This window comes from Gloeocapsopsis sp. IPPAS B-1203, from assembly GCF_002749975.1.
Lineage (GTDB): Bacteria > Cyanobacteriota > Cyanobacteriia > Cyanobacteriales > Chroococcidiopsidaceae > Gloeocapsopsis.
Map to the genome: position 1 here is coordinate 1 of NZ_PEIG01000003.1, position 14,688 is coordinate 14,688.

At 42.2% G+C, this 14,688-nt stretch carries 13 protein-coding genes, 1 tRNA gene and 1 pseudogene; 9 read left to right on the plus strand and 6 right to left on the minus strand.

The features are described 5' to 3' along the window. Nucleotides 1–937, minus strand: a 937-nt coding sequence (gene nadA, locus CSQ79_RS06100; protein ID WP_099700313.1) for a quinolinate synthase NadA, incomplete at its 3' end; no start/stop codon positions are given. Between the two features lie 167 nt (nt 938–1,104). On the opposite strand from nadA, the gene CSQ79_RS06105 reads away from it, so the two are divergent. The 3 genes from CSQ79_RS06105 (at nt 1,105) to CSQ79_RS06115 (ending at nt 3,505) form a co-directional block, all read left to right on the plus strand. Then, complete coding sequence (locus CSQ79_RS06105) at nt 1,105–2,025, plus strand: TIGR04168 family protein (protein WP_099700314.1); 921 nt, start codon at nt 1,105–1,107, stop codon at nt 2,023–2,025. A 47-nt stretch (nt 2,026–2,072) separates the two neighbouring features. Continuing rightward, nucleotides 2,073–2,157, plus strand: a tRNA-Ser gene (locus tag CSQ79_RS06110). Nucleotides 2,158–2,347: 190 nt separating this feature from the next. Further along, nucleotides 2,348–3,505, plus strand: coding sequence for an NAD(P)/FAD-dependent oxidoreductase (locus tag CSQ79_RS06115; protein ID WP_099700315.1), 1,158 nt, complete (start codon nt 2,348–2,350; stop codon nt 3,503–3,505). 201 nt (nt 3,506–3,706) lie between these two features. On the opposite strand, the gene CSQ79_RS06120 is transcribed toward CSQ79_RS06115, so the two are convergent. The 3 genes from CSQ79_RS06120 to CSQ79_RS06130 form a co-directional block, all read right to left on the minus strand. Continuing rightward, on the minus strand, nt 3,707–4,102 hold the full coding sequence (locus CSQ79_RS06120; protein WP_099700316.1) for a YybH family protein: 396 nt from the start codon (nt 4,100–4,102) through the stop codon (nt 3,707–3,709). A gap of 80 nt (nt 4,103–4,182) precedes the next feature. Next, nucleotides 4,183–4,524 carry a DOPA 4,5-dioxygenase family protein gene (locus tag CSQ79_RS06125; protein ID WP_099700317.1) on the minus strand — a complete coding sequence of 114 codons (342 nt, stop codon included), beginning with the start codon at nt 4,522–4,524 and terminating at the stop codon, nt 4,183–4,185. A gap of 80 nt (nt 4,525–4,604) precedes the next feature. Continuing rightward, nucleotides 4,605–6,599, minus strand: a complete 1,995-nt coding sequence (locus CSQ79_RS06130; RefSeq protein ID WP_099700318.1) for a protein-arginine deiminase family protein — start codon at nt 6,597–6,599, stop codon at nt 4,605–4,607. A 586-nt stretch (nt 6,600–7,185) separates the two neighbouring features. Between CSQ79_RS06130 and CSQ79_RS06135 the strand changes: the two genes are divergently transcribed. The 6 genes and pseudogenes from CSQ79_RS06135 (at nt 7,186) to CSQ79_RS06160 (ending at nt 12,954) form a co-directional block, all read left to right on the plus strand. Continuing rightward, nucleotides 7,186–8,259, plus strand: a complete 1,074-nt coding sequence (locus tag CSQ79_RS06135; RefSeq protein ID WP_289500677.1) for a bifunctional transcriptional activator/DNA repair enzyme AdaA — start codon at nt 7,186–7,188, stop codon at nt 8,257–8,259. A 16-nt stretch (nt 8,260–8,275) separates the two neighbouring features. After that, nucleotides 8,276–9,136: a DMT family transporter gene (locus tag CSQ79_RS06140; RefSeq protein ID WP_099700320.1), complete on the plus strand. Its 861-nt coding sequence runs from the start codon at nt 8,276–8,278 to the stop codon at nt 9,134–9,136. Between the two features lie 74 nt (nt 9,137–9,210). Next, a pseudogene (locus CSQ79_RS06145) lies at nt 9,211–10,599 on the plus strand (ISKra4 family transposase). A 356-nt stretch (nt 10,600–10,955) separates the two neighbouring features. Then, a complete protein-coding gene (locus CSQ79_RS06150; RefSeq protein ID WP_099700321.1) occupies nt 10,956–11,354 on the plus strand; it encodes a VOC family protein in 399 nt (132 codons plus the stop codon). Nucleotides 11,355–11,424: 70 nt separating this feature from the next. Beyond that, entirely contained in the window at nt 11,425–11,907 is a 483-nt protein-coding gene (locus tag CSQ79_RS06155) for a DUF1579 domain-containing protein (RefSeq protein WP_099700322.1), read from the plus strand. A 132-nt stretch (nt 11,908–12,039) separates the two neighbouring features. Beyond that, the gene (locus CSQ79_RS06160; protein WP_289500681.1) at nt 12,040–12,954 is read left to right on the plus strand and encodes an SDR family oxidoreductase; all 915 of its coding nucleotides are present in this window, start codon (nt 12,040–12,042) and stop codon (nt 12,952–12,954) included. 244 nt (nt 12,955–13,198) lie between these two features. Here CSQ79_RS06160 and CSQ79_RS06165 read toward each other — a convergent pair whose 3' ends face one another. Beyond that, complete coding sequence (locus CSQ79_RS06165) at nt 13,199–13,738, minus strand: DUF6022 family protein (protein WP_099700323.1); 540 nt, start codon at nt 13,736–13,738, stop codon at nt 13,199–13,201. Between the two features lie 73 nt (nt 13,739–13,811). After that, on the minus strand, nt 13,812–14,624 hold the full coding sequence (locus CSQ79_RS06170) for a helix-turn-helix transcriptional regulator (protein ID WP_099700324.1): 813 nt from the start codon (nt 14,622–14,624) through the stop codon (nt 13,812–13,814). Nucleotides 14,625–14,688 lie beyond the last annotated feature (64 nt).

Consider the following 14,688-nt stretch of genomic DNA (forward strand, 5'->3'; position numbering starts at 1 on the left):
TTCTCTGCATAGGTTTCAAGGCAGCTAAACTAATTTCTTGTCTTAGGTTAATTTCTGGAGTTTGATGTTTCATTGCCCAGTAAAGTTTTTCTAAAGTGTTTAACCGCATGTAAGGACACTCGTTACATGCACAGTTATTGACTGGAGGCGCAGGAATAAAAGTTTTACTTGGTTGTAACTTTTGCATTTGATAAATAATTCCTGGTTCTGTCACTACAATAAAAACTTGCTTTTCACTTTGCTGACAGTATTTTAATAAAGCAGTTGTAGAACCAATATAATTAGCATGACGTAAAATAGCGCTTTCGCACTCTGGATGTGCAATGACTTCCGCTTCAGGATACTCAACTTTTAACTGTACTATTTTACGTTCGGAAAATGTTTCATGTACGATACAACTCCCTTGCCAAAGTAGCAAGTCTCTCCCTGTTTGCTCCATCACATATCGTCCTAAGTTGCGGTCTGGGGCAAATATAATCGGTTGCTCCTTTGAAATTTGATTGACAATGTCAACTGCATTGGAACTAGTACAAATAATGTCGCTCATTGCCTTAATTTCGGCAGTGCAGTTGATGTAAGAAATTACTAAATGATCTGGATGTACCGCTTTGAATGCTGCAAACGCTTCTGGCGGACAACTATCAGCTAAAGAACATCCTGCAGCTAAATCAGGTAACAGGACAAGCTTGTCTGGGTTAAGAATTTTAGCCGTTTCCGCCATAAAATGGACACCGGCAAAGACGATGACATCAGCATCTGTGCTGGCTGCTTGACGAGAAAGCCCTAATGAGTCACCAATATAGTCAGCAATATCTTGGATCTCTGGCTCTTGGTAATAATGTGCCAGAATAACAGCATTCATTTTACCTTTTAATTCCTGAATTGCTGCAAATAAATCAACTGGTGGTTTCGTCGAGGCAGGTGCAATTGTAAACACAGTTAAAGATTGCCTAAGTTAACAAGTCATCTCCATAATTATAGTAAATTTCACTAAAACTGTAATTTGCACGGCAAATTTGGAAGTAGCTTTATTTGAAATCACTATGTCAAATATAGGCAAGCTTTTCTATCCTGGAAAAGGACAAGGCAAGGAATAAGTAGCACATGACCAGTCAGAAGACACACAAACAGTTAAAAATTGCTGTAGTTGGAGATATTCACGACCAATGGGAAGCAGCAGATGGCATTGCACTACAACAATTGGGTGTAGATTTAGTACTATTTGTGGGTGATTTTGGTAATGAGTCAGTAGAAGTAGTTCGGGCGATCGCTTCCTTAGATATTCCTAAAGCAGCAGTTTTTGGCAATCACGATGCTTGGTATACTGCTACAGACTGGGGAAGAAAGAAGTGTCCCTACAACCGAGAACAAGAAGACTGGGTACAGCAACAGATTGATTTATTCGGAGAAAACCATGTAGGCTATCAAAAACGTGACTTTCCAGAGTTAGGTCTCAGCGTTGTCGGTAGCCGCCCTTTTAGCTGGGGAGGGACAACCTGGAAAAATGCAAGTTTTTACAAAGAACGGTTTGGCGTTACAAATTTTGCGGAGTCTACCGCTTTGATGGTAGCAGCAGCAGAAAGTGCGCATCATAATAACATTATTTTTCTCGGACATAATGGTCCATTTGGACTAGGCGATCGTGCTGAAGATCCCTGTGGTAAGGATTGGCAACCATTAGGTGGCGACTTTGGCGATCCTGACTTAGCTGCAGCGATCGCTCAAACCCGTGCAGCAGGCAAAAACATTCCCTTGGTGACTTTTGGTCATATGCACCACAAACTCCGTCATACACAGCAAATGCGTAAAGCTATTACTGTTACAGAAGGAACAGTTTATTTAAATGCAGCTAGTGTGCCTCGTATAGTGCAAATAGGAAGCGATCGCCAGCGAAACTTTTCGCTTGTTGACTTACAAGGTGCTGTTGTCACTCAAGTTTCCTTGGTGTGGATAAATCAAAATTACAAAATAGCTTCTGAACAAGTTCTTTATCAAGAAAATAACTCTTTAATGCAAACCGTATAGCTGATAGAATGTATTATGGCTAATAGCCAAAAGCTAAAAACCGATTGGGAGAGGTGGCAGAGTGGTCGATTGCGTCCGACTTGAAATCGGATGAAGTGAAAGCTTCCGGGAGTTCGAATCTCCCCCTCTCCGTTATTACACCAATGCTGACGTCAATTAGATAATATTGAATAAGAATGCAAATCTATTGTTGACAAACCTTGCCAAAGCATAAACTTACTCATGATATTTTAGGATAGGTAATAAGTAAGGTATGATTCAGGAGCAATAGAGAGTTTAATCCATTTCACTCAGGTCAGTTAGTTAATAAAGAACACTCCTGATGAAAACTTACGACTGGATTGTGATCGGCAGTGGAATTACAGGTGCGGCATTAAGCTATGAGCTAGTCAAACAAGGCTTTAGTGTGTTACTTCTCGAAAAAGAAGCAACACCACACAATGCTACTTATTATAGCTATGGTGGCTTAGCATATTGGTCGGGGACAACAGATTTAACTAAACAACTATGTGATGAAGGCATTGCTCGTCATCGTTTATTATCTCAGGAGTTAAAGGCAGATACTGAGTTTCGCGAATTAGATCTGCTTCTAACCATTGACCGAGATGAAAATCTTGAAGTGATAGCAGCGTCTTATGCAAAGTTTGCTAATCCACCACAATTACTGAGTGTAGAGGAAGCTTGCGAGTTGGAACCACTACTGAATAAAGATGCGATCGCTGGGGCGCTTACAGTTAAACACGGTCACATCCATGCAGCAAAACTTGCTGAAGCATATATCCAAGCATTCTTACGTACTGGTGGGACAATGTATGTAGGGCAGGTGTGGGAGTTGCTGCGAGAAGGTCAACGCGTTACAGGAGTGAAGACGAAAACCAATACTTACCAATCTGCAAATACTGTAGTGTGTGCAGGTGGCTTTAGTCGCGCATTACTTAAATCAGCCGGAATTTCTGTTCCGGTATATTTTACTCATGCAGAAATTATTGCAACTCCACCTGTTGATATTGAGTTGCGTACTCTTGTTATGCCGGCGGATTTGCAAAGGTTTCGCTTAGAAGCTGAATCGACAACAGACAACATGTGGGATGTCATGGGGGAACCGTTACCACCAATTCTGGATGCAGGGGCAATTCAATTTCGCGATCGCCACTTATACCTTGGTCAAATCAGTCGTATAATCGCAGAACCCTTTGCACCCATTGATGCGATGAGTAGCGAAGCTGCCCTCAGAGACAGTATTGGCAAAATTTTACCAAAACTCAAAAACTTACCAGGAACGTGGCATCATTGCCTTGTTGCCTTTAGTAGCGATCACTTACCTTTAATAGGTGCTATTTCCAACTTCGAGGGTATCCACATCTTCTCTGGTTTTAGCAATCCTTTAGTCATCATCCCGCCTCTAGCACAACGATTTGCGCATTCAGTCGCAGGTCAACACGATGAAATTATTCTTCAGTTAAGTCCGCAACGCACATAAGTGCTCTGAATGTGTACACTCTTTGACAAAGATCGGGAAACATAAATCTCTACTGACCGAAAAGGGGCGAGTTTCTTTGAGAGATTCGTAGAAAAAATAGTCCCATTAAATGGTTTCAAGCCCCTGCTTAAAAGCCAGGCGAATTCCCTTGCCCCTCGCTCCTCATCCCTCTTAACTTCGTTTAGCGTACAACTGATAGAGCTAGCGCACAATTGGACTACCATGATGATGAATTAAGTACCATTGTTGTGCCATCTTTTGAAAGATATTCGTTGCTAGGGATGGTGCTTTTACCTTTCTACCTCGGCTCGACTGCAAGACGATTTCTTGAACGACTACGTAGGCAATGGCTTGGTCAATTTCTACTTTGATAACTTCTATATCTATTTCTAGAGAATTAGTATTGCGAAAGATAGATTCCCAAGAGGCTTGAATCGACTCCCATCCCATCAAAACTTTTCCACCTGGGTGAATGCACAAACTCGTTGCGCCTTGCCACCAGATGAGCCTCATACTACCGATATCCCTGTTGGAGAAGACACGGTAAAAAGCTTCATTGACCGCTATAATTGCTTCTTTATCTGATGAGTCAGTCATAGAATCATTTTACAACTGAGTGCGTCCTTACAGGAGCAAATAACAAGCGATCGCTTTTTCTTCTACTTAACCTTGGCACGCTAAAGCACATCAAGTTTTAAAGCCTGTGGTTCTCCCATCCACAAAGCATAATCAGTATGATCTTTTAAATCATTTCCTGTTAAAGGATGAATCAAAATCGTTAAACTTTTTCTATTGAGCGCCAGCCAAGATAGCAGATCTGCATAGTTGGTACGATCAAAAGCTAGCTGACAACTCCAACTTGGATGTGGTCCAACGTTTTTATGGTGCATCCGACCCACGGTTACTTGAAATAGCTTACCCGCTTCTTCACACAAAGCTTTTGCTTGCTCAACGGTTGTCTCGTCGAAGTATACATGGGCGTGATACCCCTCGATCAAACTTATATCTTGAAATTCCATTGTCTATTTTAAATAGAGAGTCATTAAAAACAAGAAACTTTACTCAAACAAGCTCTCGAACTATGTATCAAATGCACTTTTTATTCAGGATTCCTGAAAAATGTCGGTTCAATCTCCCACCATTTTTGAGTAAAAGGTTTTCGGCTAGTATTGGTACCACAATGAATTTCCCCTCCTCCTCGAAAATAAGGGTCCCAATCATCGATAAAGTGACAAATCAAACCCAAAGGTTCCAAAACTGCTTTAACATAAGCTTCAAATTGACATTGAGCATCAATATGAGGTCCAAATGGTTTAGGGATAGCAAGATGCTGATCAAGAACAATCATATTAACCATGTTGGGGAAAAAAGTTTCTGCTCGGTTATCACCATCATTCTGGAACAAAGCAGGTATATCAATAATATCTTCTTCACTTAAATCTAACTCGTGTTTAAGAATCTCTCGATTCCAGTTAATATGTTCTTGATATTGTTGGTTTTGATGAGCTAATTCCTGATTTTCAAGAATATCTACCACACTAATATCGGCAGGCTTTTTATAAAGTTGTTTTCCTTGTCGCAACAACACCTGAGAATGTCCTTCATCTCGTAAGTGGTAGAGAAGTTCATAGCACTTGTCAGGACTAGCTAAAAGCAGTTTAAATCCTTTGTACGTAGGAGCAGGAACGAAAGTCATAAATTCGTCTATGTGCCCTACACTTAGCCAATCAGAAAAGATTTCTAGGGGGGCTTGGATCTTCTGGGCAAAAAAGAAGTTTCGCAAAACTTTTAACTTGCGACGTGGTTTTTGAATGATGTCGTTACGCGTTCCTCCAAATATCAGACGACCAAAGGGATAATGAACACCTTTTACAGTGACTGGTGGAGAAACTTCTAAATTCCCAAAAGAGTCTAGCTTTGTTGCTGAATGACGACTTTTGCGAATCACATATCCAAAATCACTTCCTATTAGTTTGCGTTTGACAAAATGATCTAAACCGCGATCGCGCGGTGAATCAAGGACTACGTGAATGAATTTTCCTGGTGCTTGAGTGTAACCAATTTCAATTTCATCTCGCATCCAAGGATCGTCTTTATGAAACTCAAACGGAACAGGATCTAATTGTGCATTCGCTTTACCAACAACTTTTCTCAGTTCTTCGATAAATTCTTCATTATCTCCCTTAGACAAACGAGAAACAAAGACAGTTATTGGGGATAAGGTATTAGGAGTCATCATCCAAGGAGCAACTCGAAAAACCACGCGATCGCTATAAATTGTTTCTCCATCTTTTGCCAGAGTTAAATTAATTTCAACTATGCCATCGAAATCAATGTCAGGATAACTTAACGCCTTGACAGCTAATAGAATATCTCTATCAGTAACTTTAATTTTTGCTTTTGTCTTTGTTCCAATTAACTCATTACCCCTCTTACCAAGTTCATCATAAATACAAATTCTTTTTGCAACATCTTGGCTAATTGATAAATAAATTTCGCAACCACGAGGTAACTCTGTTAAACCAACTCTGCGAACGATCATAAAGCTCAAATCTTTCAGATCCAGTAGCCCACTAATATTATTTTCATCATATTGACCTCCAGAATGAACAAGATCGCGATCAGCGTTAACTATTAAGATTGCACCATGACCGTTACTTCCCCATTGCCAATCTCCTTTATGAGGATTATTTTCTTCAACAATCCCGTCTCGATCTGCATCCACATCCAGACAAATCTGAAGACAGGTTAGCTTAAGTTGAACTTGACTCAGTGGGTGACCAACATCATCTTGGAAGATGATCTGTAAACAGCGGTCTTTTGGGCGATCGCTAAAGGTTCTCGCTAAAAGGGTAATCTGTGAAATTTGCTTAAGAGGAATTATTGAGTTTGTATCAATAAGTTCTGCATTAGAGTAAACTTCAATTTCTCCCTGTGTTTTGAAACTAACAATTGCTTCCTCAAAAGGTGCAAGATTTTTTAAGGAGATTTGCCGTGGTTGACCAACAACCAATATATCTTCATATTCCCTGCTTTTTCCTTGAGAACGCGAACGACGCTCGTCGCGTGATTCAATTTTTCCTATGTTTTTCATACCTTGCAATCATAAAAGTCGTATTAATCTAGTTTTGCATAAAATTAGATTTGCAGATAATGATTAATCGCTTTTGAATTTATTTTCTAGCTACAGTGATGATTGAATATTTTTTATAAGTTTTAAGAAATATTTATTCGCTGGAATTCGTTAATTAATCAACTTAGCTTACTTTAATCTTATGTAAGAGTTTTAATCTTTAACCATTTACTGCTGTAAAATAACAAATACACTATTCTTCTTTGCACTTGTACTAATATTTATTCCTAGGCTTGCTTTAGCTACTACACCATAAGAATTGAGCCTACTATTTTCTCTAGTTGGATTAATAAGATATGGCACAGTACCAGAACTTTTTGTTGTGCCCTATGTTGCATAGATCTCATAGCGTGATACTTCTAGTCAGCTACGACACTTAAATACGGGCGTATCCAGCAGTTGGGGAAGTATAGCCGTCACTATTTCAATTCGATGGTGGTTGCTGAAGTTGCCGGTAATCTGAACGTCATGTCGCTTTTTCGGTAGACAGTAATTCTTTTGGGTTGTAAAAATAGCTGACATGGAATCAAGTGATGTAACGGTTCAAATGACTTTGAAGCTCTCGCCATCACACATCGAGATGGAGCAAGCGTTTTATCGTAAGGACGCTAGTTATGATGGTGTGTTTTTTGTGGCCGTCCGTACCACAGGTATTTTCTGTCGCCCCTCTTGTCCTGCCCGCCCGAAACCGGAGAACATTGAATTTTTTCCAACGATTCGGGATGCTGTTTTTGCGGGTTATCGTCCATGCAAACGATGTCATCCATTAGAAGTGTATGGGACATTGCCAGATTGGGTTGCAACGTTGATGCAGCGCGTGGAAACTTCACCCGATGCCAAAATCACAGCCACAGAGCTTCGTTCGCTGGGTCTGACTCCTGAACGAGTCCGACGCTGGTTTCGAGAGTATTACGGCATGACGTTTGTAGAATGGTGTCGCGGACGACGCTTGGCGAATGCTTTCATTCAAATCCGAGCGGGAACCACACTCGATGATGTTATCTTCACGAATCAATATGAATCTCATAGTGGTTTTAGAGAAGCCTTCAGTAAAGTCTTTGGTGTTCCGCCAGGGCAAAGCCAAAGCAGTGATTTTATTGCAACGCAAATGTTAGAAACACCGCTAGGAGCATTGCTGGTTGGTGCAGTCAGTGAAGGCGTATGTTTGATCGAATACACCGATAGGCGAATGCTAGAGCATAACTATGCCACAATTCGTAAACGGTTTGGCTATCCAGTTCTGCCTGTCACCAATTCTCATATCGAGTGTTTGCGAGATGAACTTTCTCGTTATTTTGTGGGTAAATTGACCAAGTTTACGATTCCTTTAGTGCTTGGCGGTACTGCGTTTCAAGAACAAGTTTGGTCAGAGCTACAGCGCATCCCCTACGGAAAAACAATCTCTTACGATGAGTTGGCGCAACACATCAATCAACCAACGGCAGTTCGTGCCGTAGCTAGAGCGAATGGAATGAATCGGATCAACATTCTTATTCCTTGCCATCGCGTGGTTGGCAAAAATGGACAGTTAACCGGATACGGCGGTGGACTGTGGCGAAAACGATTGCTGTTGGAACTAGAGCGTACTGGAGAATTACCAGGCAACGAGATCATTCAGTAATTCAACCATTTCAACAATGAAACCAATTGATTTAGCACGGCTATTTTTACTAGCCGCGCTCTGGGGAAGTTCGTATTTATTCATCCGAATTACAGTTCCTGCTTTAGGAGTGTTCTTCACCATCAGCTTACGAGTCATTGTTGCGGCATGTGCATTGAGTTTGTATGGATTGTTTACGCAACAACTTCCCAATCTCAAGACCCGTTGGCTGTCCTATTTTCTATTGGGTTTATTAAACAACGCAATTCCTTTCATATTGATTGCAATTGCTGTTGCTAATCTGAATGCATCGATTGCAGCAATTCTCAATGCGACAACTCCTTTGTTTACAGCAATCATAGCGGCTATTTGGCTTAAAGAACCATTAGATAGACGAAAAATTGTGGGGTTATTGCTTGGCATTGTCGGAGTTGCCATCCTAGTCGGATGGAGTCCTTTGTCACTATCGTTACCAGTCATTATCGGATGGATATCAGCCTTAATTGCAGCGCTCTTTTATGGTATTGCTGCTGTATATGCTCGTCGCAAATTCATGGATAATCGAGCAACTGAAACTGCAATCGGGCAGTTAATTGGTTCAAGTGTTTTGCTCTTTCCTGCTACTTTCGTATCTATTCCCAGTACTATTCCCTCTAGCGGAGTTATTCTTGCAGTAGTCACACTTGCAACTGTGTGTACGGCGTTTGCCTATTTACTCTACTTTCAACTCATTTCTAATGCAGGTGCAACTCCAGCAGCAACCGTCACTTTTTTAATTCCTGTCTTCAGTTTGTTGTTTGGAAAAATGCTACTTAGTGAACCTGTTAACTTTGGTGTCATTGTTGGGTTATTAACAATTTTATTGAGCATTCGGTTAGTTATTAGTAAAGAGCACTAAAGATTAGTTTCAGGAATTTTAATTGAAGCTAGATGACGAGAAGCTACATAAATCTTTAATTTCTAATGAAATTTATGATTATTACTGTCGAAGAGATGCTTCCCAACAGTGCAGAATGGCAAGCATTGTGTCAAAGGCTCAGAGCATCAATTACGCTGGCTACACTTGTGCTAATGGCATGGCAAATGGGGATGTGGTTAGCAAGAGAAATTATTTGTCAACAATTAGATGAACGTGCCCAAAGATTAACGCAATGGAGTTACTGTTCAACCTGTGGAACACAATTGGTGAGCAAAGGTTTAATGAAGCGAAAAATATTAACACTGGTGGGGCAAGTCGCATGGAAGCGGCGAGTGGGAAGATATCCCCATCGTTGTTTAGGAAGCCAGAGTGTACCGCTTGACAGTTTGCTTGAAGTTCACCCCTATCAACAAACCTCATCTGAACTTATGCGTTTGGGATGTCTACTTGCTGTATTTCTACCCTATGAACTCTCTGCTTGGCTGCTTGAGCAGTTGAGCGGCATTCAAGTGAGTGATGGTACCCCTTGGAACTGGGTACAAGCTGCTGGACAACAAGCAGTCGAAACCTTGAAATTGCACCTTCAACAGCTAGCAGAAGGGCAAGCAATTCAAGCAGAGTCGCTTGATGAAACGTTCCTAACAATGCCTTTGATGATTGCTGCCGATGGGGTAACTGTTCCGTTTCGTCCACATCCTAAAACCGCAAAAGGCAAGATTGTATGGCGAGAAGTGAAAATAGCACTATTAGCTCGTCTAGGCAAACATCAAACCCAAACAGATGCAACGGTAACTCGATTGTACCAGCGGCGGAGCGTGGCAAGTCTCGGAGATATTGATCACTTAGAACCTCGTCTACAACTCGAAGTGCTGCGGTAGGGCACGAAGCAACGCAAGTCGTTTGGATTTCCGATGGCGCACGCGGCTTTTGGCGGCTCTATCGAGACTATTTTGCTGGGTGTACTGTTGGCATCTTAGATTTCTATCATGCGGCACAACATCTGTGGCAAGTTGCAACTGCTTATCAAGATGGCAATCCTGCACGAACTCTTCAACAGTGGTTTGCTAGCTTGCGCCATCGGTTGCGTCACGGTTTCGGCAAAGGCATTATTAAAAAACTGGAAAGGTTATCGCAAGTCTAAAAATACCGCCGAAGCGACCAGATCCATTTTGTGCCAGGTGCGAGATTACTTAAAGCTCCACCTTGACCACATTCAGTATCGCTCCTTTCCTTCAAGCAGATGGGGTTGCCCATTGGTAGCGGCATGATAGAGAGTGCTTGTAAATGGATGATCCAGCAGCGCTTTAAGGGAACTGGGATGCGCTGGAGTGAAGACGGATTCAATCACTTGCCATCTACGACTCGCTTGGATTAATCAACGATTTGACGCTTTGTTCTCTAATGAAAATTTATCGCTTTCGCTGTACTCCCCTAACCGATAGATGCGCCCTTAAATACTGCTGCTGGAAAACGAACTGACTTGGTACGTCTTTCTTAAGAAATATTTCGCTGTTAAGTCAATCTCATATTTTATAGTACAATTGTACTATTCGGGTTTTAAGCAGCTACACCATTTTATGCAAGTAAATTCTTTAATAAATCTCTTGCATGAATGATTGATAAATGAATCCACCGCTACTAGATAGTCCACCACTATGAATTACAGATAATGGCTGCCTTACCGCTCAAGACTCTTATTTTAGCGTGCGGAGGCGTACTTATCGGTAGTCCTGGCTTCAGTCAAAGGGCATCTGTAATTCATCAAACCTAATCATCAATTAGTCATAAGGAGCGCACGATGCAGTTGAATCCCTATCTGACTTTCAACGGACAATGCGAGACAGCGTTCAAGTTTTATGAACAGTGCCTGGGTGGCAAAATCGAAGAGATGATGAGCTATGGCGAGTCACCAATGGCAGAGGAAGTGCCGTCGGAATGGCGCAACAAAATTATACATGCCAGCCTAATTGTAGACGACCGAGTTTTAATGGGTTCTGACTGCTCACCTGAACAGTATGAAGAAACAAAAGGTTGTTCTGTATTACTCGATATTGACGATCCAGTAAAAGCAGAGCGCATTTTTCAGGCATTAGTTGAAAACGGGACAGTGCGGATGCCTATGCAGGAGACCTTTTGGTCTGCCAGTTTTGGGATGCTTGTCGATCAATTTGGCATTCCGTGGATGATTAACTCCTAGCCAGCCGTCTGATGAATTAGAGATGACGGTGAAACGAATAGAGACAAAGAAAGCATAATAGGAGTCAGCAATGAAAACTGAACTACAGAACGAACACTACTGGCTACAGAAGCTTGTTGGCGATTGGACATATGAAACAGAGGTGAGGATGGAACTAGATCAGCCTCCGGAAAAAGCTACAGGAACTGAAAGTGTGCGATCGCTTAAAGGACTTTGGATTCTAGCCGAAGGGCAGGGTGAGATGCCTGGCTGTGGTACTGCAACAATAATGATGACACTTGGCTACGATCCGCAAAAGCAGCGTTATGTGGGCACTTGGATTGGATCGATGATGACTCACCTTTGGGTGTACGACGGTGAACTAGATGCAGCGGAAAGAGTGTTGACTCTTAACACCGAAGCACCTGCAATGAATGGTGAAGGAAAGATGGCGAAGTACAAGGATGCAATTGAGTTTAAGAGCGACGATCATCGAGTAATGACTTCTCACGTGTTGGGTGATGACGGAGAGTGGCACAAGTTTATGATTGCGAACTATCAGCGCAAGCAATAAGAGTTGCGCGCTGCGCTTGAGGATAAATTTCGTTGACAATTACCAGCGATCGCACTTGACAGTGCCTGACAACAGATAGTTGCGATCGCTAATTGATGTCTACTTCCCCAAGTAGAAACGGAGGAGGTTTAGATGATAAATCAAGCACTGAAGAACAAAGTGGCTTTAGTTGCAGGAGCAACGCGCGGTGCAGGTCGCGGTATTGCCACTGAATTAGGTGCAGCTGGAGCAATTGTTTATGCCACAGGTAGAACTACCCACGCTCAACGCTCCGAGTACAACCGTCCTGAAACTATTGAAGAGACGGCAGATTTAGTGAATCAAGCAGGAGGTCATGGTATACCTGTTCAGGTCGATCATCTCGATCCAACACAGGTTCAAGCTTTGGTAGCACGCATTGACAGCGAGCAAGGTCGGCTGGATATCTTGGTTAATGATATTGGTGGAGAATATCTGGCGGAGTTTCATCAGCCCGTGTGGCAACTTTCTCTAGAAAAGGGACTGCGGTTGTTCAGACTGGCAATTGACACGCATATCGTCACCAGCCACTTTGCGCTGCCGCTTTTAATCAAAAATCCAGGTGGTTTAGTCGTTGAAATCACTGATGGTACAGCAGAATACAACAACAAAAACTACCGACTATCGCTGTTCTACGATCTAGCAAAAACCTCAGTAATTCGCATGGCTTGGGCACTGGCACAAGAGCTTAAACCTCATCAATGCACAGCTGTTGCACTGACTCCAGGATGGTTGCGATCAGAAATCATGTTAGATCATTTCGAGGTAAGCGAAGCCAACTGGCAAGATGCAACTGCAAAAGAACCTCACTTTGTTATTTCTGAAACCCCTCATTACATTGGTCGTGCTGTAGCATGTCTTGCTGGAGATCCAGACGTTGCTCGCTGGAATGGTCAGTCGCTATCCAGTGGTCAACTAGCAAAAGTCTATGGCTTTACAGATTTGGATGGCTCGCAGCCTGATGCTTGGCGCTATATTTGTGAGGTTGAGGCTGTTGGTAAACCCGCAGATGCAACTGGATATCGTTAGCATCATCTAAATTCTGAAGATAGATCGCAGGAGACTAGACCTCCTGCATGAATCACAGATGCCCTACGACTGAAGTCGGGGCTATCCAGGCAAAGTGTACCTTCGTAAACTAAAAGCTGCGAATTCATTCGCAATTCTCTTCACGCAGGGTATCTACTATAGAGACTCATTAACCCTGAACCGAAATCTGTACAGCATTCCTTAACCTCTGCATCTGTGCGAAATGAGTCTACCCTTAACTGCTTCAACCTTGATTTTCTAAGCTTTGCAGATATTCTGCATATTCAATCTGAAATTCAAGTGCATTTTTGAAATCGGTGGAACGCTTTGACAGTGCTTCAACAACTGCTTCCTTGCTAGTTTCTGTTAAAGCAATTACTTGCGGTTGACGAGGGAGGCGAAACTGGGTGTGATCGTGAAAGATAATTGTGACGATTGTTCCTAGTGCCTTTCCTTCGTTTGATGTAATTGTGCTCCACATCCATCGCTGCTGATCGCTTTGGTTGGCATTACCCCATTCTCTTGAGATGTTGAAATCCCCAGGGAACCAAGGCATGGGGTGCAAACCAGCATGTTTAAGCTGTTGGTGAATAGGGCGAAACAGCTTGTAGCAATATGCTCCATATGCCATGTCACCCGCTTTGTTAAATGTCTTTAGCAACTTATCCTGATTTTTGAGAAGAAGAGTTTGCCAGTTTTCCGTAATATGATTCGCAATGTAGCGACCGATCGCATAAATATCACTATTTTTGTTGCCTGAGAAAACAATTGGTGATGAATTCATTAAGCGTTGCTCCCGTCTCAGCATCTTGCATTGTGGCGTATAACCAATACAGAAGGATTGTAAAAAAATGACCTCAATTAGGCAGCACTATATGTTGAGGATGAAGACCTCTGTGTTTGAGGTAATCCGTGGGAGTACAATCTGCAAAGCTACGAAAGTCATGAATGAAGTGTGCTTGGTCAAAATAGCCGCAGGATAGAGCTATATCTATCCAATCGGCAGATGATTCTGATAATAGATTGAGGATTTGGCGCAAGCGTTGCACCCGACAAAACAACTTAGGAGTTAGCCCAACGCGATCACGAAAGAGTTGATTAAAATGACGAGCACTAAAACCAGTTTGCTGAGTTACTGTAGCGACTGTAGATGTATGCGATCGCTCAAATTGCTGTAACGCAAAATCAACGGCTGCATGATGTTCGGGCAATTGGATCAAACTTAAGAAGAACTGCTCTAAAACGAGGAAACGAGTCTTAATGGTTGAGGCTTCGAGTAGGCGATCGCGTAGTGCTATAGCGCGGTGATTCCACAATTCGTCTAACGATAGAATCTTGTTATGTAATTCTTTGGCAGGTACAGCAAAAAACGGAATACCTCCACCTGGCTTAAAGTGGACACCCATCACGCAAACCTCACTGTTAACATTGACAATAAAGCTTTTGGAATGTGGTCCACAAATCATGCTGCCGCGTGCATTACCATACTGTACTCTACTAGATCGATCAAACAGAGGAATTGAGTTTTCGCGCAAGTTAATCACTAATTCCATTGAACCAGTTGGCAGTAACCGTGCTTGTGCCTTTGGCACGTTGTACCCTTCTCGAAACCAGAAAAACTCCACAAACTGCGATAGAGGCGATCGCGGAATATAAGTGCAGTAAATCATAAAACTCAACGAGCCTCAATTCTCAGGTTCTTATATAAGTAGCCTGCTCATCTTCTAATCAATA